This is a genomic window from Psychrobacter aquimaris, assembly GCF_016107525.1.
GTDB lineage: Bacteria > Pseudomonadota > Gammaproteobacteria > Pseudomonadales > Moraxellaceae > Psychrobacter > Psychrobacter aquimaris.
Genome location: NZ_JABASR010000001.1, coordinates 300,179 through 325,523, shown reverse-complemented (window position 1 = coordinate 325,523; position 25,345 = coordinate 300,179). Strand labels below are relative to the sequence as shown.

Genomic DNA, 25,345 nt, shown 5'->3' with positions numbered 1-25,345 from the left:
AGTGCGGCTTTTTTGGCAGATAATCCACTATAAATATTGAATTAATAGGTATACGGTAAAATTTAAAAAAGACTACTTGAACCTATCTGCCAACCATATGACAAGCTCACGAGCAGGCGCATTATCTAATGCTTGAGGCAAATAAACATACGTCATGACGCAGTCATTCAGATCCGTCAGCATGTGCAAGACCAAACCCAAACCAATGATTCTATAAGGCTTAGGTAACATTAACATACCCACATATACTGCCATCGCATAATAACTGTGCAGCGGGTGAAAGTTAATACTACAGCGATTAGGCGAGAAGATAGGCGTTGCTAGTAGATGGTCCAAATCAACCAACATAGTGGCTAACAATATTAGATAAACCCTTTTATAGTCATTGCGAAAAAATACATAGGCGATGATAAAAGGCAGACCTAAATGAAAAAAATAGTGAATAAATGTTTGAAGCATTGACCTTTTTCCTATCTCATCGTGACCGTTCGTTTTTTGAGTTTATTTTACTTGAAAAACAGTACCTTGGATGCACCCGTGCTTGAGCAGACCTCATGTGCCAACGCAATAAATGCGTTGGTCGCTGCACTCTGATACGCGCCTTTTCGTTGCAATAATACCGCCGTACGCTGGAGTAAAGACGGCGCTAAGGTAATCGCCACCAGCTCATCATAGTTATGAGCGATGTTGGAGGGCAATAAGGTGGTCAATTGGGTGTGGCGAACAATTTCTATGACGGCGCTGAGCGAGTTTGCCTCCATCAATACGTTTGGCGCAATGTCATGCTGACGACAATAATGCTCAATCTGTTCGCGCGTGGCAAATTCGCGGCTCAGCAATACCAGCGACTGCGCGTGTAGTGTTGGCAAATCAATCGCCGCTTGCTTAGCAAGGACATTATGTTTACTAACAACCAATGCGAGCGTCTCTATCAGCAAGGTTTGTGTGTCGATATCGGCAGACTGTACATCTTCAAAAGCAATACCCACATCAAACTCATCATCAAGTATTTGCTTTTCCATCTGCTCCTGTGACATCTCCTGCACACTCAGCGTGAGACTCGGATAACGAGTATGAAACGCTTTAATTAAAGGTCCAAGCAAATAGGTGGTAAAGGTAGGCGTAATCGCAATCCGCAACGCGCCGCGACTGAGATCTTGCACGTCATGAATGGCGCGCCGTCCTTCCTCCAAATCCTGCAAGGCTCTATGAGCATAGCGTGCATAGACATCACCGGCATCGGTCAATGTGACACGGCGACCAGAGCGATCAAATAAAGTTGTGCCCAGACCTTCCTCCAACTGCTTAATCTGCTGTGATAACGCTGGCTGTGAGACATACAAAGACGCCGCTGCTTGGGTAAAGCTTTGGTACTCTGCCACTGCCAAAAAATACTTAATGTGTCGAAGAATCATGGGGCATCTCTTGTGGATTAGGGATCTATCAAGGTTTAATTATAAGTATTTCTTATCGATATTATAATATACCAGTATTTTACCTTATAACAATAGCGGCGTATCATTCCTCTTATCGACTCCACAGAGACCAACGCGATGAAAGATATTATTGAAGGTTTTCTAAAATTTCACAGTGACGCCTATCCCAAACGCGCCGATTTATTCAAAAACTTGGCGACCAAACAAAACCCACGCACGCTTTTTATTTCTTGTTCAGATAGCCGCTTGGTGCCCGAGCTCGTTACTCAACACGAACCCGGCGGTCTGTTTGTGATTCGCAATGCGGGCAACATTGTGCCCTCTTATGGTCCTGAGCCTGGCGGGGTATCCGCGTCAGTTGAGTATGCCGTTACCGCTTTGAAAGTCACGGATGTGGTGATTTGCGGACACTCTGACTGCGGCGCGATGACTGCGATTGCTAACTGCAGCTGCATGGATCATATGCCAGCGGTGGGCAGCTGGCTTCGCTACGCCGACTCAGCACGAGTGGTCAATGAAGCCCGTGACCACGGCAGTGATAGCGAGCGAGTCGCCTCTATGGTTCGTGAAAATGTCATCGCCCAAATCGAAAACATCAAAACCCATCCTTCGATACGTCTGGCACTAAGAGAAAATCGTTTAGCACTACATGGTTGGGTCTACGATATCGAGTCCGGTGATATCGATGCCTTAGACGGCGCGACCAATGAATTTGTCTCATTGGCAACACACACTGAGGTTCGTGCTTATCCGCTAGCGCCACTTGCAGTCGCCGTTTAGAGTTGCATAACTGTCATTATCAATGACTATGAATAATCCGAAAATTAATTAACCTAAATGATTCGCCAGAGTCATTAACTCAATAACCACCAACAATCTTAAAAGGTATTATTATGATTCAGTCTCAAGTGAGCAACACTGCACGCCAAACATTAACGGATACCATCATTGCTGCCAAAGCGGCAAAAAACCTCTCCTTTGAGCAAATCTCCTCAGGCACAGGCTTGAGTGATGTCTTTGTCACCGCCGCCTTGCTGGGTCAGCATCCGCTACCTGCTGATGCCGCCCAAAAAGTTGGCGAAACTTTAGGGCTTGATGAGGACGCCATCGCTTTACTACAATGCATTCCATCACGAGGCAGCGTTGGTAGTGAGATTCCTACTGACCCGACGATCTACCGTTTTTATGAGATGATGCAGGTATATGGCACCACGCTAAAAGCCTTGGTTCACGAACAGTTTGGTGATGGTATCATCAGTGCCATTAACTTCAAAATGGATATCAAAAAAGTGGCTGACCCTGAAGGTGGCGACCGCGCAGTGATTACTTTAGATGGTAAATTCTTACCCTTCAAACCTTTTTAAATGGCAATTTTTTAAATGACGCTTTAAGTATAAATAGCAGTTTTATCAGCGGTTTTTAAAAATAGCACTTATTGAAAAAGTCGGCGTATAGTAACGTCGACTTTTTTGGCGACTCAGGCGGTGATTTTTTGGTACTGCCTGTCTTAATACGGATTTTACATTATTCATGAGTACCGATCATATCTCCTCCACGGCGCGTGCGTCGATGCTGACCTTGTTGTTTCCTATGCTGGTGATTGCTGGGTTAGCAATGACGCTGCGTCCGACCATTACTTCTACTGGTCCATTGCTGACAGAGATTCGCCTAAGTACAACGATGGGTTTACAAGCTGCCTCATTATTGGTGGTGCTACCCATGCTATGTATGGGCATATTTCCGCTACTGTTGCCTTGGATTGGGCGACAATTTAGTGAAAGCGCATGGATCACAGGCGGTCTGTTGGCGATTGCCTTAGCGGGTTTATGGCGCTTGTGGTTAGACACGGGAGGGATGCTAATTGCCAGCGCCTTAGTAGGCGGTACGGGTATCGCCATCGTGCAAGCAATGGCGCCTGGTGTGGTCAAACGCTGGTATCCTGCACGCGTGCCACTTGCCATGGGTGTTTACTCTGCCGCACTGATGACTGGTGGCGGGGTTGCCGCTATCTTGAGTCCGGTAGTCGCTCAACATTACGGCAGTTGGCAATCCGGTTTGGGTATTTGGCTGATAGTGCCAGTTTTTGCTCTCGTGCTATGGTGGCGTCGCCCCTCTGAGCAGATGAAAAATAAAGACGACGGGGTAAAAATCAACTTTTTTAGCAATCGCCGTGCTTGGCTACTGGCAAGTTATTTTGGTCTGGCGAACGCCGGATATGCTTGTATGATTGCATGGTTGCCAAGCTATGCGCAGACTTTGGGCTGGAGCGCGCAAAATAGTGGCGAGCTGATCGGTATCATGACGATTTTTCAGGTCATTGGTGCGCTTGTTATTCCAATGTTGTCTGCCCATCGTCTCGACCGTCGTCCTTGGTTATTTTTTGCCGTAGGGATACAGATCGCTGGATTTATAGGTTTGATTACAATGCCGACAACTTTGCTAATTTTGTGGGTTGCCTTGATTGGCTGTGGTCTTGGTGCCTGCTTTTCATTGACATTGACCGTCGCGCTAGATCACTTGTCCAAGCCCAAACTCGCTGGGGCACTGGCAGCATTTGTTCAAGGCATTGGCTTTATTATTACCGCCATCGCGCCTTATGTCGCAGGTGTGCTACGCGAGTCGACTGGCAGTTTTCAAGCGGTTTGGTGGATGCTATTAATCAGCCTTATCGGCATGCTGTTTGTCACCATCAAGTTTGCCCCAGCAAGTTATCATCAGGTGATTGGCTTGTCTAAGCTTTGATTCAGGCATATTAATTCACGTCATACGATATTAAAAATAACCTCAAGGACTAACTATGAAAGGACTGATTATGAAAAAACTCGTTATCTATGCCGCGCTTGCAACCTCACTGTTGTCCATCTCCGCGTGTGCCAACACCTCGCAGTATCAAGCGATGAAACCAAACGTAGTAACCCAAGGAGCAGATGTGGCAATCATTCCATTATTGACCGGCGAGATGGCACAAAACATGGTGAATGCCGCCGCATTAGAAGCCAAAAACAACAATTTGATGGTGTCCGTCACCGTCGTTGATGCCTCTGGACAAACCTTAGCAGTGCTCAGAGATCACCGCGCAGGCGTGCATACCGTGCGTGCCAGTTATAAAAAAGCCTACACGGCAAACTCACAAAAAAGAGAAACGGCGGTCATCGCCAAAGGCATCAAAGACGGCACGATTCCTGAAGACCTACGCTATCTTGATGAAAATATCCTTATCTTAGATGGCGGCGTGCCCATTTATATCGATGGCATCGTAGTCGGCGGTATCGGGGTGGGCGGCGCACATGGCAGCGAAGACGTACACATTGCCAAAGCGGGTCTAAAAGCATTAGAGTAGCGCGGACTAAAGCACAGCGGGTAAAGTAGCGGTATCAGAGTATGGATGCGATACTGATGGGCTGAGCAGATTTATGAGTATATGATTGAAGCGACTATTGATGCCCTTAAAACCTTAGTCGCAAGGCAACGTCGTTGGAGTTTTTTAAAGGGCATACACGTATACATAAGCTTGGGTGGTTATTGGAATCACGATCATATATCTCTTTGAAGTTATGACAAGCTAAACAGTATCTTAGATGCATAAGGTTATTTAAGTAGATAAAACAACTATTTCAGTCTTAAGTGAGGAGTACAGTAGTCAAATTTATGACGTTTTTGGGATAAAAATATCAGTTTAAGCTTTAACAATAATTTTATTATTAATTCTGCTTTTCACATGTATACTGATTATTACCTTATAAACCTTTGTATATTCAATGGTTTACAAAAAACACCCAAAACAGCAGGCTAAAGTTTTAACGAATTAGAGATTTTTCTTTTGATTTAATTCAAAGAGCCTAAGGAGTTAACAAATGAACAAAGTCTATCGTGTGGTATGGAACGCAAGATTAGGTGTATGCATAGCCATTTCTGAACTCACTAAAAGTACACCTAAAAACACTCAAGCCGTATTTACGTCAGCATATTCTGTGCCTGATGCCATCTTTGGTTGGTTTGATAATGGGTACCAGCATATTATTAAGTACCACTCAAGCGATAGCAGCTCCGGGGATGGATTCGCTTGCCGCCGGTGTGGGTGCAGAGTCTACAGGGGTGCAGTCACTCGCAGCCGGCGTTAATGCCCTATCTTCAGGTGAAAGGTCGCTTGCCGCAGGTGTTGGTGCGGTATCGTCAGGAGGCAATTCGCTTGCCGCTGGTGTTGATGCCATATCATCAGGTAATTTTTCGCTCGCTGTGGGTTCTGGTGTTGAGTCTGCAGGTACGACCTCTGTCGCTATCGGTTTTGGTTCAGAGTCTAAAGCGGCCAGTTCGCTCGCTATAGGTCAGTTTTCACAGTCTTTAGGAGACAGTTCGATCGCTATAGGTCAGTTTTCACAGGCTACTGCTGATAACTCTGTTGCATTGGGACAAGGTAGCATCGCTGATGGTTCCACATTAAGTACAGCAGCTTATCAACCATTAGACGCTGATGGTAATGCCATCCCTATTAGCCTTGGCACCGCAACCAGTGAAGTTAATATTGGTGACCGACGTATGACCGGTGTGGCTGCAGGTGCTACCGATACTGATGCAGTGAACGTCTCACAGCTGAAGGCTGTTAACACCAGCTTAACTGCTAACACCAACAATATCAGCACCGCTCAATATCAGCACCGCTCAATATCAGCACCGCTCAAAATCAGATCAACCAAGGCATCAATTTCAACCTTAATGGTGATGCAAGAACCTACCAGTTAGGTGACACCATTGGGCTGACCACTGATAGTAATATCCTCACGACCACGACGACTGACGGGGCTAACTTTGCCTTAAACCCAAATATTAACTTGGGCGCAGCAGGTAGCGTGACCACAGGCGCGATGATCATTGACAATAATGGCTTAACCATTACTGGCGGACCTAGTGTTACCACCAGTGGTATCAATGCAAACAACTCTATTATTACTCAGGTTAAAGCAGGTGACGTTTCAGCAGCATCGAAAGACGCTATTAATGGTAGTCAGCTATATTCATTAGGAAACAATGTCACCAATGTATTTGGTGGCAATGCAGAATATGCTAATAATACAATTTCATGGAGCAACATTGGTGGTACAGGTCAAAACACCATTGATAAGTCTATCTAGTATATTAACAAACAGGCTGCAAACGCGAACCAAGGCTGGACAGTAACGACAGACACGGGCAATGATGCAACCAGCACAATCAAACCTGGAGATAATTTAAACATCAAAGGCGATGCTGTTAGCGGAGTGACTGTCACAAACAATAACAATGATATCTCTATCGGACTGGGCAGCCAAGTAACCATTGGTAATGGCAGTAATGCAGTGGTCATTAATGGCGATGATAGTGCAATCAATGTCGGTAATATCAATATCGATGGAATGGCAGGTAATCTTACTGCCGGTCAAGTTGCAGTTAATGGTAAAGAAGGTACAGTAAACGGCCTGACCAATACCACTTGGAATCCAAATAGCATTGTCTCTGGGCAAGCAGCAACGGAAGACCAGTTACAACAAATTGTGCGTGATGCAGCAACGGCAGCGAAATCCAAAGTATCAGCTGGTAGTAATATGACAGTGACACCCACTCAAAATTCAGATGGTAGTTATGATTATCAAGTAGCCACTAAAAAGGATGTCAGTTTCGATTCGGTTCAGGTTGGTAACGTTTCAATTAATGCATCTGGAATCAATGCAGGTGACAAGAAAGTGGGAAATGTTTCTAACGGTGCCATTAACTCAACATCTAAAGATGCCGTGAATGGCTCGCAGTTGTATACGAATAATACCGATATTTACAGCTATTTTGGTGGTGGTGCAAATTACGATACTAACACAGGACCTACTTATGCAGTTAATGGAGGGTCGCAGAGCAACGTTGGTGATGCACTTAATGCTTTAGATAATCGAGATAATCAGTTGGATAATAAAATTACCAATTTAGGTGACCAATTCCAACAGATATCTTATGTCACAAACGAACGAATCGATAATGTAGAAAAAAATGCTAATGCAGGTATTGCGGCAGCAATCGCATTAGAAACGGCACCCTACATTGCAGGCAAATATACTTATGCCGCCGCTGCCGCTTATCATGGTGGTGAAAATGCACTTGGTATCAGCTTGCGTAAAACAGCAGACAATGGACGTTGGTCATTAACTGGTGGTATTGCTGCTGCCTCGCAAGGTGACCCAAGCGTACGTATTGGGATTAGCGGTGTCATAGACTAGAATTTGTTAATTTTTCAGTATTAATACTTTATAATTTAGGTACGCGTTGGAATTTTAGCACAGTTATTTTCAGTCATTAATCCAGCGTATTCTAATCAGCTTAGTCGTATAGACACAATTAAGGCCTCATTTAATACCATTAAATGAGGCCTTACGGAAATATCTGGTAATCAATCATTTGCATTTTCAGACGGTATAAACTAACCGTGAGCGTTGTTGATTGGGTACTAAATTGCATCAAGACTTTTTACTCTCATTGAATGTTGGTATGAATCATGGTTATTGGTGACTAATTATTGCGACTGATGATGGTCATGCTATAGTCATGCAATGTTTCTCTTGAGTAGTCGTTACGCTTCATGAGCCAATTTTCTAAGCTTGTGACGCAGTATTTTGCCGACAGTTGATTTGGGTAACTCGTCTATGAATTCGATATGACGCGGGCATTTATAGGCGGCTAGATTTTCTTGGCACAGCGCTTTAATATCATCCTCATTTAAGCTGTCATCAGATTTTACAACGTAGGCTTTGACCGACTGACCCTGCAACTTATCATCGATACCAACCACCGAACATTCGGCAACCTTAGGATGCTCCTCAATGATGTTTTCTACTTCGTTAGGATAAACATTGAAACCACTGACGATAATCATGTCTTTTTTACGGTCATATATTTTGATAGCGCCCTGCTCGTTCATAGATGCAATATCACCTGTTTTTAAGTAACCATCAGCGGTAAAAAACGTGGCGCTGTCAATATTATGATAATGAGTAATGACGTTATCACCTTTGATGCACATCTCACCAATTTCATTGATAGCGAGGATATTTCCATCGTCATCACGGATACTGATATCGACACTAGGCAGTGGTAACCCTACATTGCCACTATATTCCATGCCATTAAATGGATTGGCGGTACCCACGCCTAGCGTCTCAGACATACCCCAGCCTTCGAGGATAGGTAGACCCGTGACTTCACGCCAGCGCTTAGCAGTTTCAGGGGTCGCTGCCATACCACCGACTAAGGTCAATTTACATTGCGAAAAATCTAGCTCCTTAAACTTAGGGTTCATCAGCAGTGCTTGGAACAAAGTATTAACGCCAGGTAATAGGTGAAACGGATGCTTGCGCAATATCTTGATAAACCCTTCAATATCACGTGGATTGGTGACTAATGTGAGATGCTGACCCATACTCAACCCAACTATTGAGCAGATAAACGCATAGATATGATACAGAGGTAGAGCAACAATGGTATTTATTTGGGTGCTATCAGACATGGTGTCATAGACTGGCTTGAACCATTCGACGAACTGGTAAGTGGCGGCCACAACATTACGATTGGTAATCAAAATACCTTTGGCAACACCTGTCGTACCTCCGGTATATTGCAACATCAATACATCGTTCGCTTGAATAACAGGACGAGAATAGCTTAAATTTTTGCCTTGTTTTAAGACTGCTTTATAGCAGGTCACGGTATAATGGGAATTGGATTTCAATTGATAACTGGGAATGGCTTTTTTGACAGTTTTGGCAGCAATATTGACAAGAGTACCTTTCACTACCCCTAACATATCGCCAATCTTGCTGATGACCACGGTTTTGACAAGCGTGTCTTTGATGATTTTCTCTAATGTTTTGCAAAATGGTTCTAAAATAAATAGTACAGCGGTATCTGAGTCAGCCAATTGATGTCTCAATTCACGAGGGCTATACAGCGGATTGATGAGCGTTGCGACCATACCCGAGCGAATTATCCCTATGACAATAGGCAAATACTGGTTGATGTTGGGCATCATGATGCCTATGACCGAGCCTTTTTCTAGACCCAGACTTTGAATCCAAGCCGCAATAGCCAATGATAGGCTATCTACTTGCCCATAAGAATAAGTGACACCCATGTTGGTGATAAATTCATGGCTGGCATATTCTGTTAATTTGTCATCAAACATGTCAATCACTGTATTATGCGGCGGCTCTATCTGTGCCTTTACCCCTTTAGGATAATGCTGCGTCCAAAACTGATCCATAATTTACCTTCCTTGGTAATTCATTTATGAAAGACTCCATGCTTTTAAAGCGTTTTTTATAACAAATATAACTACTAAACCTGCTGCCATCCTGATGTTGCATCATACTCATCTTGATGGGCAAATAAGGGGTGTACTTTTGCTTCACTGAGGCTAAGCACAGGGGTGACACAAACATCAACGAGCGCAAAAACTTGTTGCCAATGCTCAAGCGTTTGACTGGCAAACTTATCGCTTATCGCCTTAGCCGCCGCTTGGCTTTCAGAGGTGTTAGGCATCACACCAAGTTGCCAATGGATATTTTTGAGCGCAGACAAATCCAAAACTTCACACAAGCCTTGCCAGAATTTCAGCTCTAGCGAACCAACGGCCATATAGCGAGCATCTGAGGTTCTGTATAGTCGATAGCAAGGCAATAATCCACCCAAAAAATCATGATGCGGCGCTGGTTGTTGTCCTAAGAAGCTTTTCACCAGTGCGCCCGTTGCCTTTGGCATGACCATATGCTGATACAAACTATGCGTCATACTGACGACAATATGACGACCTTTTCCTGTACGCTGGGCGGCGAATACCCCAGCCAGCAATGCAATCACAGCGGTATCACTGCCACCTGCTAAATCTGCAAACTGAACGTTAGGCATCGCCTGCTCGCCACTCGCCGTTTTTAGTTGGTCTAAAATACCGCTCATGGCCATAAAGTTAATATCATGACCAGCTTTATTGACCCAATCATGATTGATTCGTTTATGGTTTATTTGTTTATGCTTAATTCCTTTATGATTAGTACCACTCTCAGATTTCGATGCCTTATCCGTTATCCCATAGCCGGTGATCGATAGCATGACTAGCTTTGGATTAATCGTATGCAATGTTTTGGCATCCAGTCCCATGCCTTCTAGGACACCAGGGCGAAAGCTGTCTAACATAACATCGGCATCTTTGAGATGCGCTTTGATAGCAGCAATGCCTTTGGGATCACGGAAGTCATGATTTTCAGTGGTTTTACCATGATTTAATGCGGCAAACAATTCGCCAAATGCTCTAGCAGGATCACCATTTTTAGGTTCAATTTTAATGATGTCTGCGCCCAAGTCAGCAAGCAAACGCGTCGCAAAAGGTCCTGGCAAGTTACGAGTCAAATCAACGACACGCAGCCCCTGTAAGCAATCTGCCATCAAATCCACTATTAAACCAGTGCTCGTATTAACCGTAGCATCAGTCATCAGCTCAGTCATCAGAAAATACCTCGCCTTTATCTGCCATGTCTAGCAGAATTTGCGCTGGCTCAAAACGCTCACCGTATTGAGCAGCGAGTTCGCGACTGCGTGCAATGAATGTCGTTAGTCCCATCGCATTGATAAACTGCAGGGTGCCGCCTTGATGTGGTGCAAAACCCCAGCCAAAAATGGAGCCGATATTGGTATCAGCGACAGAGCGCACGACGTTTTCTTGATAGCATTTAGCAGATTCATTGGCTTGGATAAACATCAAACGGTCAATTAAATCTTGCTGTGATGGCTGCTCTGTTTTTGCTGGATATAAATTTATAAGCTCGGGCCACAAGTATTTTTCGCCCTTATCGGTATATTCATAAAAGCCTTTGCCATTCTTTTTGCCTTCTCGACCATACTTTTTGACCAGTGTTTTTAGTATCTCGTACGAGGGGCGCATAGCAATAGGCTTACCTTCGGCTTGCATATCCAGCTGCTGCTGTTCGCTCACGTGCAACGCCAAACTTAATGACACCTCATCTTGCAACGCCAGTGGCGGCATGGGCATGCCCGTTTTCATGCCAGCAACTTCGATACTGCGTGGATGGACGCCCTCACCTAGCATGGTGACGCCTTCTGATACATAAGTGCCAAATACCCGTGACGTATAAAAACCACGACTGTCATTAACGACGATAGGGGTTTTACCGATTTGCAGCACATAATCAAAAGCTTTTGCTAAAGTGGCGTCATCTGTGTGCTCGCCCATGATGATCTCAACCAACGGCATCTTATCGACTGGCGAGAAGAAATGCAGCCCGATAAATTGATTGGGACGCGTGCTGGCTTTTGCCAAACCAGTAATAGGCAGTGTCGAAGTATTAGACGCATAAACAGCATTTTTAGGAATCACCGCCTCGCTTTTCTGGGTGCACTTGGCTTTAATGTCGCGATTTTCAAACACTGCTTCGATAACCAGATCGCAGTCTGCCAAATCATCATAAGACACTGTCGGCTTGATGCGATTGAGTAATGCCTGCTTTTTCTCTTCCGTGGAGCGCTTACGGCTAATGGCTTTATCCAAAATGGTGGCAGAATATGCTTTGCCTTTTTCAGCACCTTCAATAGTAGTATCTAAAAGAACCACTTCTATGCCCGCTTTGGCTGAGACATAAGCGATGCCAGCACCCATCATGCCCGCACCAAGAATACCAACGGTTTTGATTGTTGTACGTCCAAAACCATTTGGACGCGACTGACCTTTTTTAATACTATTCAGCTGAGTCCATAGCGTATTAATCATATTTCTAGATTCAGCAGACAGCACACAAGCAGCGAAATAACGCGACTCAATTTCAAGACCAGTGTCAATATCCACTAAGCAGCCTTCGAACACGCAAGACATGATATGAGTAATGGCTGGATAATTGCCATGTGACTTTTGATTGGACATGGCAGGCGCGATAGAAAATACTTGCACGATGTTGGGGTGTTTACTATCACCACCGGGGATTTTAAAGCCTTTTTTATCCCATGGCTGCTGGATATCAGGATTGGCGTTAATCCAATCTGTCGCCTGCTTGAGCATATCTGCTTTATCAGTGGCAATGGCATCGATTAAACCCATATCTTTAGCAGCAGTTGGATGCAGCGCTTTACCTTGGGTCATAAGCTCTAATGCCGATTGAATACCAATCAATCGTGGCAAACGCTGAGTACCACCGCCACCCGGCAGCAAGCCCAATTTGACTTCAGGTAGACCCAATTTAGTCTTAGGAGCATCAATCGCGATACGATAATGACACGCCAATGCCAACTCTAAACCACCGCCAAGTGCCGTTCCAGTCATGGCGGCGACGACAGGTTTACCTGATTTCTCTAGTTTGCGTAAGCTAGCTTTCAGGTCTTCGACCAGCTCAAAGGCTTGTTCAGCAGTTTTAATATTAGCCAACTGGTCAATATCGGCACCGACGACAAAGGTTTCTTTGCCAGAGGTTAAAATCAAACCTTTGGCGGACGCATCGTTGATAAAGCTGTCAGTCATCACCGCAAAAGTATCGGTGAAGCCATCGCCGATGACATTCATTTTGCGATCTGCTTGATCAATAGTAACTGTGATAATGCCCTTATCAGATTCGGCAGAAAAGTGGTTCAATGCATTGATGACATCTACGCTGTTCATGCTCATACTAAGTCCTTTTTATATTATTCTATGTCGATATCAGTCACTAGAAACTAATGACAATCACTAAAATCTATTAGCGCTATCAGCACTATACGCGCTCAATAATGGTGGCAATGCCCATACCGCCCCCGACACAGAGCGTAATCATCGCGGTTTTTAGATCGCGACGTTCTAACTCGTCAAGAACGGTAGTCATGAGCATCGCGCCCGTTGCGCCAAGTGGATGACCCATAGCAATAGCGCCGCCATTAACGTTGACGATATCAAGTGAGATGCCCAAGTCATCGGCAGTATTGAGTGGTACGGCAGCAAAGGCTTCATTGATTTCCCATAGGTCTATATCTGAAGCTTGCATACCTGCTTTATTAAGCGCTTTTTGGCAGGCAGGCGTTGGCCCAGTCAGCATAATGGCAGGTTCTGAGCCAATGACTGCAGCCATGGTGATTTTGGCACGTGGTTTTAAGCCCGCCTTTTGACCTGCAGCAGCGCTACCGACTAAGCAAATTGCCGCACCATCGACGATGCCCGATGAATTACCTGCATGATGCACGTGATTTACTTTCTCAATGGTGGTATATCTGTCCAAGATAACGCTATCAAAGCCCATCTTGCCCGGCATAATAAAAGAAGGATTGAGACCAGCTAAGGTTTCGATATTAGTGTTGGGACGGATGGTTTCATCTTTATCCAACAATGTCATACCGTTGATATCAGTGACGGGGACGACCGATTTATCATAATAGCCCTGCTCCCAAGCATGCGCGGCGCGGCGGTGCGACTCAGTAGCAAACGCATCGACATCGGTGCGACTAAAGCCTTTTAGCGTCGCTATGGTATCTGCGCCAACGCCTTGCGGAACAAAATGCGTCGCTTCGTTAACCCGCGGGTCCATATACCATGCACCGCCGTCAGAGCCCATCGGTACACGGCTCATGGATTCTACGCCTCCGGCAACCACCATATCTTCCATACCTGACATAATTTTGGCAGCGGCAAGATTGATAGACTCCAGACCTGAGGCACAAAACCGAGATAAAGTGACACCTGCCACACTTTGCGCCCAGCCAGCATCAATGACGGCTATACGGGCGATATCAGATCCCTGCTCGCCAACGGGCGTCACGCAACCAAACACCACATCATCGACCAAACTGGTATCCAAGTTATGACGCTGCTGCATCTCCTTTAATAAGGTACGAGCAAGCCAAATCGGTGATGCCTGATACAAAGAGCCATCCTTTTTACCTTTACCACGCGGGGTACGAATAGCATCATAAATGTAAGCAGTCTCAGTCATAAAAAATCCCTTTTTTTCTTTTTTAAATAAATAACAGTTATAGACATATAATTGATTTCTTAGAATCAATAAATAAGTCAGCCACTTACATAAAGCGCGACGCCAGCTCTTTCATGATTTCATTGGTGCCGCCGTAGATTTTTTGTACTCGCGCATCAGCATATAGGCGAGCGATTGGGTATTCTGTCATATAACCATAACCGCCAAATAACTGGACGCATTCGTCGATCACGTCACACTGCTTTTGGGTCACCCAATATTTAATCAAAGACGCCTGTGGTACTGTCAATTTGCCCTCTAACATCGCATCGACAGCAGCATCACACATCGTGCTGGCCGCGAGATAATCGGCGTAGCATTCTGCCATTTTAAAGCGCGTATTTTGAAACTTCCAAATCGGCTTGCCAAACGCTTCCCGACCTTTGACATAATCTAGCGTCAAATTAATCGCCAGCTTCATCGCACCAACGCCCGTTAAGGCAATGATTAGACGCTCACGTGGCAGCTCTTGCATCATTTGAATAAAACCCATGCCCTCTACTGTACCCAACAGGTTCTTTTGAGATACACGGACATTGCTAAAGAATAACTCCGACGTATCTTGTGAGGTCAGACCAATCTTGTCGAGATTACGACCACGTTCAAACCCTTGCACCTTATCCGTTTCTACCACGATAAGAGAGACGCCTTGCGCGCCTTTTTCCCGATCGGTTTTGCATGCGAGCAAAATCAGGTTGGCATGCTGACCATTGGTGATAAAGGTTTTTGAGCCATTAATAATATAATCATCACCATCTTTTACTGCATAGGTTTTGATGTTCTGCAGGTCTGAGCCAGTGCCAGGTTCCGTCATGGCAATCGCGGCGACATACTCTCCCGTCGCCATCTTAGGTAGCCATTCTTGTTTCTGTGCTTCCGTACCATGACTGAAAATATAAGGCGCAACAATACCTGAATGTACCATGCCACCGAATCCGGATTGATTGGCCTCCGCCTGCGCATAGAGAAGTGCAGCTTCATGACCAAAGTCACCACCGCCGCCGCCATATTCCTCTGGTATCGATGCACATAAGAAGCCCATCGCGCCTGCCTCTTCCCACGCGGAACGGTCAATCATGCCGTTTTTGCGCCACTGCTCATCCTTTGGCTCCCACGATTGAAACATTTTAAGCGCGCTGTCATAGACCATTTCGTGCTCTTCGGTCATCCATTTTGGGGTAAAGGTTTCAATACTCATGGTGTCTGTCCTTGACGAGGGGAAGTTAATCATCGTTAGAGCGTATCCTCAATTCAAAAGAGGAAATATTCTAATATTAAATACTATTAAGCATAAATATATTATTTATGGTAATTTTAATTACCTTTATATAAAATCTACATATTCTTTATATTTAATATCATGCAAGACTTATACTAGGGCAGTAAAAGACAATGCGCAATCTAATAAAAAACAATAGTAATTTATATTACCTATTTTAACTTTAGTTCATCAAGCCGTTAAATAAGCCGCTATGGCACTGTCTAGAAATTCTCACCACACAGGAATTATCAAATATGCAATCCACTAATCAGATACCTAGCATAAATCCAACCCGAGCCTTAGCACCTTTATCAGATATGCGCCCTGCGACTTTAGAAAAAATTGAAAAAGCCGTTCGTAAAGTGTTTGCAGGTTTTGACTCTAACGAAGTGACCATGGCGCAGATTGCGAAGTCTGCCAATGTCTCACTACAAACCCTGTATAAATACTTTGGTGATAAGCAGACGCTGTTCTATACCATTATGGATATTGTATTGGGCAGATTAGCGGCGCGCATCATGGATCATTTGCAAGGCATTGATAGCGTGCAAGATCGGCTGCGCAAGACATTATGGGTATGTTTTGACTTTGTAGACTCGCATCCTGATGCGGTGATGGTACTGTCTTCAGTATCGGCATCGCGTATTCGTAATATTGCGATTTATGAAAATAAAGAACTGATTGGGGCATTTTTAAATGTATTAGAAGATGGTCAAAAGCGTGGGGTACTGAATGACACCGTGCCCCTTTATATACTTTTTGATGTGTTTATGGGCTTTATTAGTCGTCTTGGATTGATGCATATTATTCGCCAGACCGATATGCCAATTAATACAGATTTTGATGCGTTATTCGTGATTTTATGGCGTGCCATATCTAAGCCTGAGGTATAAAAATGCTTTTATGGGCTGACAATTTAGACTCGCCGAATTTTAAATTCCACAATCAAAAATCACAACGAAAAAAGCCTCACTATAAAGTGAGGCTTTGCTTAAAAAAGCGAGACTGTACTTAAAAATTTAAAACTTAACACGTCTTAGATTTTGGCAAACCATACTTTACGCTATCAACCACTTCATTATGTTGCTCAGTAATCAATTGATAGCCTTTAATCATACCGTCAAAAGGTAGATTGCCCTCGTACTGCTGATAATGCTCGGAGATTCTTTTTTTCACTACAGACGCGCGCTCAGACTCATTGAGTTTGGCAAACCCATCTGGCAACCGTATATGAGCCAAGCGCGACGCAGCACCACGAGACATCCAGTTCGCATCCGCAGTAAACTCAAAGTCCACCTCTGCTTGCAAACTATATTTTGGTAGATGGTTGGGATAATGCGCTAAATCATCTTTAATCTGGGCGATGTCTTCCGCAAACGGCGCGTGAGGTATCTCAAGCACTGTAAATAGCGCGGCTAAAAATTCATCAGCGGTAAAATATTTATCAATATAGCTGCCATCAAGCCCAAGATATTTATTCGATAATACGTGACGCAGTCGCTCACAAGCAGGCATGGTATGCTTGATAGGATAGCCCATTGCTTTAATAATATCTTGCGAACGCAGCTCAAGCGTTGCTATCTGATTGATCGCATACTGTGCGAGAAGGTGACGTGGATGATAATGACGGGTATATTTGGATTGGTTGGCAATGTGGCTCATGATATTGAACACCTTAAACTCCTATAACTCCGACGAAAAAGGTTGAAATATGCCCAAATAGGCAAATAAAATCAGGCACAAATGAGGATGTCGGAGTACAGGCTCATGCGCTTTACCAGAATTTTTTTATATCGTGCTGGAAGTTGCAAGGTTTGTACACCACCATTCATAACGATAATGGCTGGCAATAACAAAACTGTTAAACCCACGATAATGACTCAAAGATAATAGCATATCAGATAATAGAAAATAAATACTGATATTAATACGTTTTGGTAATCATATGATTATATTCAAACAACTTTAAAAAAATCAGACAATGACTCAGTAAAGCTATCTAATTATTTTTAGACATTGTCCTGCATGATACAGCGTCAGCCCTATCTCAGTAAATCCAGACTTTAAAGCACCTAATGATATTTTCGACTCTTCCAAGGTTTTAAATGGCAATGGAATACTGGCTCTGTCTCCCGTCAAGATATAATCTGCAAAGCATTTACCCATGAGCGTGCCAGTAGTAATGCCGCGACCGTTATAGGCAGTCGCTGTCAGTAAGCCTTCGTCAGGTTCCAAAACGCGGAAGATATGATCTTGCGTAAAACCAAAATTGCCGCACCATTCATATTGCCAATTAAATGCTGGTAGATCAGGATAATAGCTCTTTTGTACAGCATTGGCCCATGACTGATAAAAGGATTTCGGTTTTAGCTGTCTGCCGCCGACTGTTCCCAATAACAAGCGATCGTCCTTGTCACGGCGAAAGCTCGATAACGCCAAACGCGTGTCCCACGCCCCTGTTTTGTAAGGTAAGATACGATCTGCTGCCTCGCCGCTGAGCGGCTCAGAAGCGATCTGATAATAAGCAACGAGATAGAAAGTCTTAGCAATTTCTGTCCATTCGCCTTCAGTATAAGCATTGGTCGCAATGATGACGCGCTCAGACTTGACCCGAGCTTTAGCAGTTCTGGTGTACCAATGACCGTCTACTTTTTCTAGTGCTTCAACAGCTGAATGCTCGTAGATAGTCACGCCAAGACTGGTAGCGACTTTTGCAAGTCCTCTGACATAAGCCAGCGGATTGATAGTACCCGCGCGATGATCTAATAGCGCTTTATTGATACTTTTAGTCCCGCAATATTCATGGCATTTGCTGCCAGTTAACACTTCGACATTCGCACCGCGACGACTCAACTGCTCATATCTAATCTCGACATCGGCTTCACCTTTGGCGTTATGTGCCATATGGATATTACCAGCTTGAGTGGCCTGCGCATCGATATCGTAGCGCTTGATTAAATCAAAGACTAAACTCGGTGCTTGTCCCAGCGCTTCAGTCAGACGCTCACCTGCTGATTCGCCCAAAGTGACGCTCAAATCATCTGGACGCGCCCACGTTCCTGCATTGACCAATCCGACGCTTTTACCTGAGCCACCATGACCAATTGCTTGGTTCTCAAGCAAGATAACCTTGACGCCTTTTTCGGCCAGATGAATCGCCGCCGACAACCCTGTATAACCGCCGCCAATGACACAGATGGTCGCTTGAGTATCGCTAGTCATTTGACTATAGGACTCAATATTGGGCGCAGTCATGTTCCATAAACATTGCTCTTGTAACATCTCACACTCCCTTGTGTCACACGTCACTAATTGACGTTGAAGTAGCCGTGTCGAGCTTTTCTACTGATGGCTCTTCACGCGGTATAAATTTATCAAGAAACGCCCATAACAAACCAAACAAGGGCGACAACCAGCAGGCAAAAGCAAAAGGCGCATAAGTCAATGTGGCTATGCCCAATGTAGCGGCGACAAAGCTACCGCCCATGTTCCAAGGAATAAGTGGCGACAACAGCGTGCCACTGTCTTCGATAGAGCGCGTGAGCGTCGTGCGCTTGTAGCCCATCTCTTTATATTTGTCTTTTAATAAACGCCCCGGCAGCACCAACGTCGTATAAACGTCTCCGATTAAAGTACCAACACCAAGGACGCTGGCATAAGTCGTCAAAATCAAACCAATACGCGACTTCACCGCCTTATCTATTTTTGCCATGATGGCTTTTAGGGTGCCGTAATGCTCAAGTGAGCCAACAAAGGCAAGAGCAAAAATAGTCAAGGTAATGACCCATGTCATAGACATCACACCGCCTTTTGACAGCAATTTATCCACAACTTCAAACCCTGTTTCACTGACGAAGCCGTTCTGTAAAACGTTAAAAATCTCACTAACCCCGACACCTTGCATAAAAAAGGCAATAAATGACGCTACTACCACGCCGCCTAAAACGGTCGGTATCGCTGGCATTTTCATAACCGCAGCGACAACAACAACCAGTGCGGGTAATAAGGTAATGACACTTAAGTTGTAATTATCAGCCAAGTTGGTTTGTAAGGCGCGGATAGAAGACAAATCAATGCTGTCATCGCCATAACCCATGCCAATCCATGCATAAATTGCTAAGGCAGTAATCATGGCTGGGACAGTGGTCGGTAGCATACCTTTAATATGATCCCAAAGCTCAACGCCAGCTGCCGCAGGTGTCAGGTTGGTGGTATCTGACAGTGGCGACATTTTGTCGCCAAAAAAAGCACCAGAGACGATAGCACCGCCTGTAAAATGCGCTGGAATACCAAGCCCCATACCGATACCCATCATCGCGAGACCAACCGTACCCACAGTGCCCCATGAGGTGCCAGTAGCAACAGAAATAATGGCGCAAATAATACAAACTGAAAATAAAAAGGAGGAAGGAGAAAAAATACTAAAACCGTAATAAAGAATGGTCGGCACCGTCCCTGCAATAATCCATGAGCCAATGAGCATACCGACGCCCATGAGAATAATCATTGCAGGTAAGCCGATTTTAATAACTTTTAAAAACCGCTCCTCCATACCTTGCCAATCACGGCCACGCAGCTTCATAAATAAGCCAGTGATTAAAATGCCACAGGCCAATGGTATATGCGGAGTAAAGTCTTTAAATACGAAAAACTGCACCATCAGAATCATGGCAGTCAATACCAGAGGAGCAATATCAAGTAAAAAGCTAGAAGACGGACCATAGCCGTCATTAGCGGGGTCGTACGGTTTGTCATCGATCATGATAATTCTACCTTCCTTAGTAGTCGTCCATGGATATCGCAATCAATCCTTGATTGCTTATAACGCTTAGCCTGCTAAGCACACGTGGAGTATGCTTAGCAATTTATGTAAAACAATTTGCATTCAGTAAATCTATACAGAAACTACAAAATAGAAGCTACAAAATAAATCAAAAGCTAAAACGCTAACTGCTCAAGCAAATCGGCATTAACCAAAGCTAATACCTTGGGCAAGTGGCAGCTCTGTTGAATAGTTGATGGTATTGGTTTGCCGACGCATATAAGCCTTCCATGCATCTGACCCTGACTCACGTCCGCCGCCTGTTTCTTTTTCGCCACCAAATGCACCGCCAATTTCAGCGCCACTGGTGCCGATGTTAACGTTAGCAATACCGCAGTCACTGCCGCGGTCACTGAGGAAAGTTTCCGCTTCACGCAAGTCATTGGTAAAGATACATGATGATAATCCTTGTGGTACATCGTTTTGCATCTCGATTGCCTCATCAAAGTCTTTATAGGTCATGACATATAAAATCGGCGCAAAAGTCTCACTTCTAGCCACATCATTTTGCTCATCAAACTCGACAATGGCAGGCGTGACATAATAGGCATCAGGGTATTTATCTACTAATACACGCTCGCCGCCTGTCACTGTACCGCCCGCTTCGCGAGCCTTTTTTAACGCGGCTTGCATATTATTAAAACTGTCTTCATCAATCAGTGGGCCGACCAAATTGCCTTCAAGTGGATGACCAATACTGACGGTCTCGTAAGCTGATTTTATCCGTGGCAAGATATCATCTTTGATAGATTCGTGGACAAATAGACGGCGTAAGGTCGTGCAACGCTGACCCGCTGTGCCAACCGCTGAGAATATAATGCCGCGTAGCGCTAAATCCAAATCTGCCGTGGGTGCCAAAATCATGGCGTTATTACCACCAAGCTCAAGCAAACATTTGCCAAAGCGCTCAGCGACTTTAGGCCCTACTTCTCGGCCCATGCGAGTGCTACCCGTAGCACTGACCAAGGCGATGTCTTTGTTTTCAACCAAGGCATTACCGACATCGGTTTCGCCCAATAGGATTTGAGATAAATGTGCTGGTGCATCGCCAAACTTTGCCAAGGCTTTTTCAAATAACGCTTGGCAAGCTAAGGCGACAAGTGGGGTTTTTTCTGAAGGTTTCCAGATGACAGGGTTGCCACAAACGATGGCCAGCGCTGTATTCCAAGACCAAACGGCGACAGGGAAGTTAAAAGCAGAGATAACGCCGATGACGCCGAGTGGATGCCATGTCTCACGCATGTGGTGACCTGGACGTTCTGAGGCGATGGTTAGACCATAAAGCTGACGCGATACGCCCACGGCGAAATCACATATATCAATCATTTCTTGTACTTCGCCAAGGCCTTCTTGTTTGATTTTTCCGGCTTCTAGCGATACTAAGATACCTAGATCTTCTTTATGCTCACGCAGCACTTCACCCAACAGACGAATCAACTCACCACGTTTGGGAGCAGGCACGACACGCCATTCTTGAAAGGCTTTTTTGGCATTTTGGATTTTAGTATCGACGTCGGCGACTTTATCTAATGTCACTTTACCGATGACTGAACCATCAATTGGGGTGGTGACGTCAAAGTCGCCATTTTGATAGTGTGCTTCTTCTACGCCCATCGCAGACATATATTGCTTAATCATAATCAATCCCTTGTATATTGGTATAGTGGTTTATTACATCCTTGACTGACTTATAAAACTACCTTGCTACCTACTAAGTTGCAAAATAATAAATTTCTTGCAGTCATTCCTTTTTGGAATGATGTGGCAATAGGTCAGCTATCATCTGGCTATCTACAGCTTAACTTTACTAAATATTGGAGGTAGACAAGCAGTGCTCAAGGCTTTGCATCTGCATCGCTTCATACAATGCCATCTCATCATAAATAGCAGTGCCTAAATCACGTTCAAACTCTTGTTGGCTTGAGCGACCGTCATAGTGACTTGGCTGTGCCTCTTGCAGATTCGATTGAAAGATACCGGCAGCGCTGACAGGCAAGAAATCCTCATAAACAATCGGTTCAATGCGAAGTACTTCGTCATGAATCAGAGCTATCAGCTTGGCATTAGGCACTTCATTTAAATCATCACGGGTTAAGGTGGCGGCCAACAACGCTTGACCGTCTTCAGAATCAAGGGTGCCATCCGTCAGCTGATAATAAAAATACGCCAGCCCCTCATCGTGTAGAGTTTGATAATCATCAGGAAAAGTCGTAAATACCTCGGCTAAAATTTGATTGTATTGAGCCGTGTTGTCCTCATTTGGGGTAGCACCAAGCTGGCTGCGAGCTTCGCTCAGCAATTCATCATAAAGCACCCTGCCCTTTTGCGTTAACGCCACACCGCGTTGTTCAATCTCTCCAAAGCGAGCGGTATGATGCCCTTGCTCATAGTCCTCTTTGGCACCATCTGAAGTATCGGCAACTTTAAAACCAACCGCTTCTTGTAGCGCTTTAAAACTGGTTTGTCTTAATAAGATAGGACAAGCTCTGCGGGGTGGCCCTTCGATAATGGCTTTTGATGGTATCCCTCTCGCTTGCATTCCTTGTTGCACCGCATCAATATCTAAGGTTCGAGGCGTTAAATGATTGATATGCGGGCCCTTAAAGCCGACCACATCAGCGACCAGCGGATGCTGATTTAATAGACGCTGATAGAGTGCTTTTGCCACCGGCGTTTTATCATGCCAGCGAAATGTCTCTAGCGCTTCTTGCACAAACTGCTGTGCTTGCTCAGTAGTCAAACCACCTTGCGCCTCAAAATTCTCAATAAGTTCAATAGCCCCAGCCGTGAAAATCTGACGCTGCGCCAGTGTGGCCATGGCTTCTTGTTTTAAAATTTCATCAGTAATCAAATCTAAACGCAATAACGAGGTAAATACGCGAAAAGGGCTTTTATGCAATGAATGCGAGTCAAGCGCGCGAAAGGCAGTTGAATGTACGGGTACGCCAGCAGACGCTAAATCGTAGTAGCCAACAGGGTACATACCCATCACTGCAAAAAGCCGACGCATCATACTTAATTCTGCTGCGGTACCTAGCCTGATTGCTCCGTGGCGCTCCATACTTAGACGCTCAATCTCGCCCGTATGTAGCAGTTGTGATTTGACATCGGGATGTATGGTTAATACCTCGGCATTGACATTACTGACCAAATCGATCAAGTCGCCGTACAGCGGCACCTCGTTTTGGTACATGGCTGACATGGCCATAGAAAAATGATGGCGGATATCATCGCTACAGATAAAATTCTCATCTAGACTGACGCTATTATTTTTCACAAATAAACATCCTTTTAATAAAGTTAATAAATTTTTAAGCAATTAATATTTGATTTCGAGCATTTGGTTATGACGATGCACTATAAACCCTAAGCATTTCTAAGCATTAAGCGACCGGCAATCCATCAGGAAGTGCGAGGAGCACCTCTTTCAGAATATCCAATCCTTCTTTTAGGGTGTCAGGCTCTATGGTGAGTGGCGGTAATAAGCGAATGATATGGCGATATTGCCCACTTGGCATAAGCAATAGACCACGCTCGCGTGCTTTGGCTAATACTTGTGCCATGACACTTGGATGCACATCATGCTCAGGATGACGCAGCTCAATACCGCGCATGGCACCGATACCGGTAAGACCAAATAACCAAGGCGAGATACCTTCTTGCTGCCATTGGCTGATAGTCGCCTCAATCGTCTGGGCATAATGCTTAGCTGACTGCCAAACGTCATCAGCTTGCATGATATCAAGCGTGGCATTGGCGGCGGCGCAAGCAACTGGATTGCCCGAATATGTACCACCCAAGCTGCCTTTAGGTAGACCATTGACCACACTAGCCTTTCCTATGACCGCACCTAAGGGCAAGCCGCCTGCGATACTTTTGCCAAGTAAGATAAGATCAGGCTCAACTCCTAAATGGGTAAAAGCAAACGGCGTACCAGTACGACCATAGCCGGATTGGATTTCGTCCATGATGAGTAACATCCCATGCTCATCACAAAACTGGCGTAGATATTGCGCAAAGGTGGGCGACAACAATTGAAAACCGCCTTCCCCTTGTACGGGTTCGATGATAATGGCACCGATATTGTCGATATCGGTTTCTACCATAAACAACCGCTGTAGCGCGTCAATCGCTTGCTCGTCGCTGATATTGTTATCAGGGCTGGGAAAAGGAATGTGATAAACACCGCTGGCCAGTGTACCAAGGCCGCGCTTATAAGGGCCGACCTTACCATTGAGATTGACGGCAGCCAGTGTGCGTCCGTGAAAGCCGCCATCAAACGCAATGACACCCGTGCGACCTGTTTTCATGCGGGCTATCTTTATAGCGTTTTCGGTCGCTTCTGCACCGCAGTTGGTGAGCATGCCTGCCAGCTCGCCGCTGATGGGCACAAACTCACACAATCGAAGCATAAAGGTTTGATACGGCTGATGCGCTGCCGCATTGTAAGCATAATGAATCAGTGACTGGGTTTGATGAATGATGGCGTCAACGATGTGAGGGTGGCAGTGACCAAAATTCAAAACACCAATACCGCCAACAAAATCTATATAGCTGTGGTTATTGTCGTCCCAAACTCTGGCATTTTTGCCTTTGATGAGCGTGAGCGGATGCACCATCGTAAAGGCATCCGTCACGTTATAAAACTTGTCCATGATAAGTCTCTATCTCTTCCTTGAGTTAGACTCATTTCAACAAAACATCACTTAGGCAGCAAACGAATAATAGTTGTGGTGGCATTCCTTTTTGTCATTACCAGTAAATTAATTTTCTAAACAAATCCTTTAAAAACAAAAAAACTGCGTATGAAGGCAGT

Annotated in this window: 21 protein-coding genes and 1 pseudogene; 9 read left to right on the top strand and 13 right to left on the bottom strand. The window is 44.8% G+C overall.

Annotated elements, in window-relative coordinates; genetic code table 11:
• Positions 1–72 precede the first annotated feature (72 nt).
• Positions 73–459, bottom strand: a complete 387-nt coding sequence (locus JFC10_RS01405) for a DUF6122 family protein (RefSeq protein WP_198331322.1) — start codon at positions 457–459, stop codon at positions 73–75.
• A 47-nt stretch (positions 460–506) separates the two neighbouring features.
• On the bottom strand, positions 507–1,415 hold the full coding sequence (gene cynR, locus JFC10_RS01400) for a transcriptional regulator CynR (RefSeq protein ID WP_198331321.1): 909 nt from the start codon (positions 1,413–1,415) through the stop codon (positions 507–509).
• 138 nt (positions 1,416–1,553) lie between these two features.
• On the opposite strand from cynR, the gene JFC10_RS01395 reads away from it, so the two are divergent.
• From JFC10_RS01395 to JFC10_RS15105, 8 genes and pseudogenes are all read left to right on the top strand, one after another.
• Positions 1,554–2,216 carry a carbonic anhydrase gene (locus tag JFC10_RS01395; RefSeq protein WP_198331320.1) on the top strand — a complete coding sequence of 221 codons (663 nt, stop codon included), beginning with the start codon at positions 1,554–1,556 and terminating at the stop codon, positions 2,214–2,216.
• 113 nt (positions 2,217–2,329) lie between these two features.
• On the top strand, positions 2,330–2,800 hold the full coding sequence (gene cynS, locus JFC10_RS01390; protein ID WP_198331319.1) for a cyanase: 471 nt from the start codon (positions 2,330–2,332) through the stop codon (positions 2,798–2,800).
• A 166-nt stretch (positions 2,801–2,966) separates the two neighbouring features.
• Positions 2,967–4,178, top strand: a complete 1,212-nt coding sequence (locus tag JFC10_RS01385) for a CynX/NimT family MFS transporter (RefSeq protein WP_198331318.1) — start codon at positions 2,967–2,969, stop codon at positions 4,176–4,178.
• Positions 4,179–4,248: 70 nt separating this feature from the next.
• The gene (locus tag JFC10_RS01380) at positions 4,249–4,776 is read left to right on the top strand and encodes a GlcG/HbpS family heme-binding protein (RefSeq protein WP_198331317.1); all 528 of its coding nucleotides are present in this window, start codon (positions 4,249–4,251) and stop codon (positions 4,774–4,776) included.
• A gap of 514 nt (positions 4,777–5,290) precedes the next feature.
• Positions 5,291–5,557 (top strand): ESPR domain-containing protein, encoded by a 267-nt coding sequence (locus JFC10_RS01375; RefSeq protein ID WP_198331316.1) that lies wholly within the window; start codon positions 5,291–5,293, stop codon positions 5,555–5,557.
• The gene (locus tag JFC10_RS01370; RefSeq protein ID WP_227685874.1) at positions 5,439–6,176 is read left to right on the top strand and encodes a hypothetical protein; all 738 of its coding nucleotides are present in this window, start codon (positions 5,439–5,441) and stop codon (positions 6,174–6,176) included. Before JFC10_RS01375 ends, JFC10_RS01370 begins: the two co-directional genes overlap by 119 nt.
• A gap of 89 nt (positions 6,177–6,265) precedes the next feature.
• A complete protein-coding gene (locus JFC10_RS14835) occupies positions 6,266–6,565 on the top strand; it encodes a hypothetical protein (RefSeq protein WP_227685875.1) in 300 nt (99 codons plus the stop codon).
• Between the two features lie 540 nt (positions 6,566–7,105).
• Positions 7,106–7,675 (top strand): annotated as a pseudogene (locus tag JFC10_RS15105) (YadA-like family protein); the annotation flags it as partial.
• A 350-nt stretch (positions 7,676–8,025) separates the two neighbouring features.
• On the opposite strand, the gene JFC10_RS01360 reads toward JFC10_RS15105, so the two are convergent.
• From JFC10_RS01360 to JFC10_RS01340, 5 genes are all read right to left on the bottom strand, one after another.
• Entirely contained in the window at positions 8,026–9,711 is a 1,686-nt protein-coding gene (locus JFC10_RS01360; RefSeq protein ID WP_198331314.1) for an AMP-binding protein, read from the bottom strand.
• A gap of 74 nt (positions 9,712–9,785) precedes the next feature.
• Positions 9,786–10,949: a CaiB/BaiF CoA transferase family protein gene (locus JFC10_RS01355; protein ID WP_406947318.1), complete on the bottom strand. Its 1,164-nt coding sequence runs from the start codon at positions 10,947–10,949 to the stop codon at positions 9,786–9,788.
• Entirely contained in the window at positions 10,942–13,113 is a 2,172-nt protein-coding gene (locus JFC10_RS01350) for a 3-hydroxyacyl-CoA dehydrogenase NAD-binding domain-containing protein (protein WP_198331313.1), read from the bottom strand. The genes JFC10_RS01355 and JFC10_RS01350 overlap by 8 nt, the downstream gene beginning before the upstream one ends.
• An 85-nt stretch (positions 13,114–13,198) precedes the next feature.
• Positions 13,199–14,407 (bottom strand): acetyl-CoA C-acetyltransferase, encoded by a 1,209-nt coding sequence (locus JFC10_RS01345; RefSeq protein WP_198331312.1) that lies wholly within the window; start codon positions 14,405–14,407, stop codon positions 13,199–13,201.
• 85 nt (positions 14,408–14,492) lie between these two features.
• Complete coding sequence (locus JFC10_RS01340; protein ID WP_198331311.1) at positions 14,493–15,644, bottom strand: acyl-CoA dehydrogenase family protein; 1,152 nt, start codon at positions 15,642–15,644, stop codon at positions 14,493–14,495.
• A 317-nt stretch (positions 15,645–15,961) separates the two neighbouring features.
• On the opposite strand from JFC10_RS01340, the gene JFC10_RS01335 reads away from it, so the two are divergent.
• Positions 15,962–16,600 carry a TetR/AcrR family transcriptional regulator gene (locus JFC10_RS01335; protein ID WP_198331310.1) on the top strand — a complete coding sequence of 213 codons (639 nt, stop codon included), beginning with the start codon at positions 15,962–15,964 and terminating at the stop codon, positions 16,598–16,600.
• A gap of 133 nt (positions 16,601–16,733) precedes the next feature.
• Here JFC10_RS01335 and JFC10_RS01330 read toward each other — a convergent pair whose 3' ends face one another.
• The 6 genes from JFC10_RS01330 to JFC10_RS01305 form a co-directional block, all read right to left on the bottom strand.
• Complete coding sequence (locus JFC10_RS01330; protein WP_198331309.1) at positions 16,734–17,369, bottom strand: hypothetical protein; 636 nt, start codon at positions 17,367–17,369, stop codon at positions 16,734–16,736.
• A 333-nt stretch (positions 17,370–17,702) separates the two neighbouring features.
• A complete protein-coding gene (gene amaA, locus JFC10_RS01325; RefSeq protein WP_198331308.1) occupies positions 17,703–18,989 on the bottom strand; it encodes an L-pipecolate oxidase in 1,287 nt (428 codons plus the stop codon).
• 16 nt (positions 18,990–19,005) lie between these two features.
• Entirely contained in the window at positions 19,006–20,469 is a 1,464-nt protein-coding gene (nhaC, locus tag JFC10_RS01320; RefSeq protein ID WP_198331307.1) for a Na+/H+ antiporter NhaC, read from the bottom strand.
• Positions 20,470–20,676: 207 nt separating this feature from the next.
• On the bottom strand, positions 20,677–22,167 hold the full coding sequence (gene amaB, locus JFC10_RS01315) for an L-piperidine-6-carboxylate dehydrogenase (RefSeq protein ID WP_198331306.1): 1,491 nt from the start codon (positions 22,165–22,167) through the stop codon (positions 20,677–20,679).
• A 169-nt stretch (positions 22,168–22,336) separates the two neighbouring features.
• Complete coding sequence (gene hglS, locus JFC10_RS01310; RefSeq protein WP_227698005.1) at positions 22,337–23,737, bottom strand: 2-oxoadipate dioxygenase/decarboxylase HglS; 1,401 nt, start codon at positions 23,735–23,737, stop codon at positions 22,337–22,339.
• A gap of 175 nt (positions 23,738–23,912) precedes the next feature.
• Positions 23,913–25,184 (bottom strand): 2-aminoadipate transaminase, encoded by a 1,272-nt coding sequence (locus tag JFC10_RS01305; protein WP_198331304.1) that lies wholly within the window; start codon positions 25,182–25,184, stop codon positions 23,913–23,915.
• Between the last annotated feature and the right edge of the window lie 161 nt (positions 25,185–25,345).

Coding starts and splice junctions, on each gene's coding strand:
- JFC10_RS01405 (WP_198331322.1), bottom strand. CDS start 459: ATGCTTCAAACATTTATTCACTATTTTTTTCATTTAGGTCTGCCTTTT.
- cynR (WP_198331321.1), bottom strand. CDS start 1,415: ATGATTCTTCGACACATTAAGTATTTTTTGGCAGTGGCAGAGTACCAA.
- JFC10_RS01395 (WP_198331320.1), top strand. CDS start 1,554: ATGAAAGATATTATTGAAGGTTTTCTAAAATTTCACAGTGACGCCTAT.
- cynS (WP_198331319.1), top strand. CDS start 2,330: ATGATTCAGTCTCAAGTGAGCAACACTGCACGCCAAACATTAACGGAT.
- JFC10_RS01385 (WP_198331318.1), top strand. CDS start 2,967: ATGAGTACCGATCATATCTCCTCCACGGCGCGTGCGTCGATGCTGACC.
- JFC10_RS01380 (WP_198331317.1), top strand. CDS start 4,249: ATGAAAAAACTCGTTATCTATGCCGCGCTTGCAACCTCACTGTTGTCC.
- JFC10_RS01375 (WP_198331316.1), top strand. CDS start 5,291: ATGAACAAAGTCTATCGTGTGGTATGGAACGCAAGATTAGGTGTATGC.
- JFC10_RS01370 (WP_227685874.1), top strand. CDS start 5,439: ATGGGTACCAGCATATTATTAAGTACCACTCAAGCGATAGCAGCTCCG.
- JFC10_RS01360 (WP_198331314.1), bottom strand. CDS start 9,711: ATGGATCAGTTTTGGACGCAGCATTATCCTAAAGGGGTAAAGGCACAG.
- JFC10_RS01355 (WP_406947318.1), bottom strand. CDS start 10,949: ATGACTGAGCTGATGACTGATGCTACGGTTAATACGAGCACTGGTTTA.
- JFC10_RS01350 (WP_198331313.1), bottom strand. CDS start 13,113: ATGAGCATGAACAGCGTAGATGTCATCAATGCATTGAACCACTTTTCT.
- JFC10_RS01345 (WP_198331312.1), bottom strand. CDS start 14,407: ATGACTGAGACTGCTTACATTTATGATGCTATTCGTACCCCGCGTGGT.
- JFC10_RS01340 (WP_198331311.1), bottom strand. CDS start 15,644: ATGAGTATTGAAACCTTTACCCCAAAATGGATGACCGAAGAGCACGAA.
- JFC10_RS01335 (WP_198331310.1), top strand. CDS start 15,962: ATGCAATCCACTAATCAGATACCTAGCATAAATCCAACCCGAGCCTTA.
- JFC10_RS01330 (WP_198331309.1), bottom strand. CDS start 17,369: ATGAGCCACATTGCCAACCAATCCAAATATACCCGTCATTATCATCCA.
- amaA (WP_198331308.1), bottom strand. CDS start 18,989: ATGTTACAAGAGCAATGTTTATGGAACATGACTGCGCCCAATATTGAG.
- nhaC (WP_198331307.1), bottom strand. CDS start 20,469: ATGATCGATGACAAACCGTACGACCCCGCTAATGACGGCTATGGTCCG.
- amaB (WP_198331306.1), bottom strand. CDS start 22,167: ATGATTAAGCAATATATGTCTGCGATGGGCGTAGAAGAAGCACACTAT.
- hglS (WP_227698005.1), bottom strand. CDS start 23,737: ATGGCCATGTCAGCCATGTACCAAAACGAGGTGCCGCTGTACGGCGAC.
- JFC10_RS01305 (WP_198331304.1), bottom strand. CDS start 25,184: ATGGACAAGTTTTATAACGTGACGGATGCCTTTACGATGGTGCATCCG.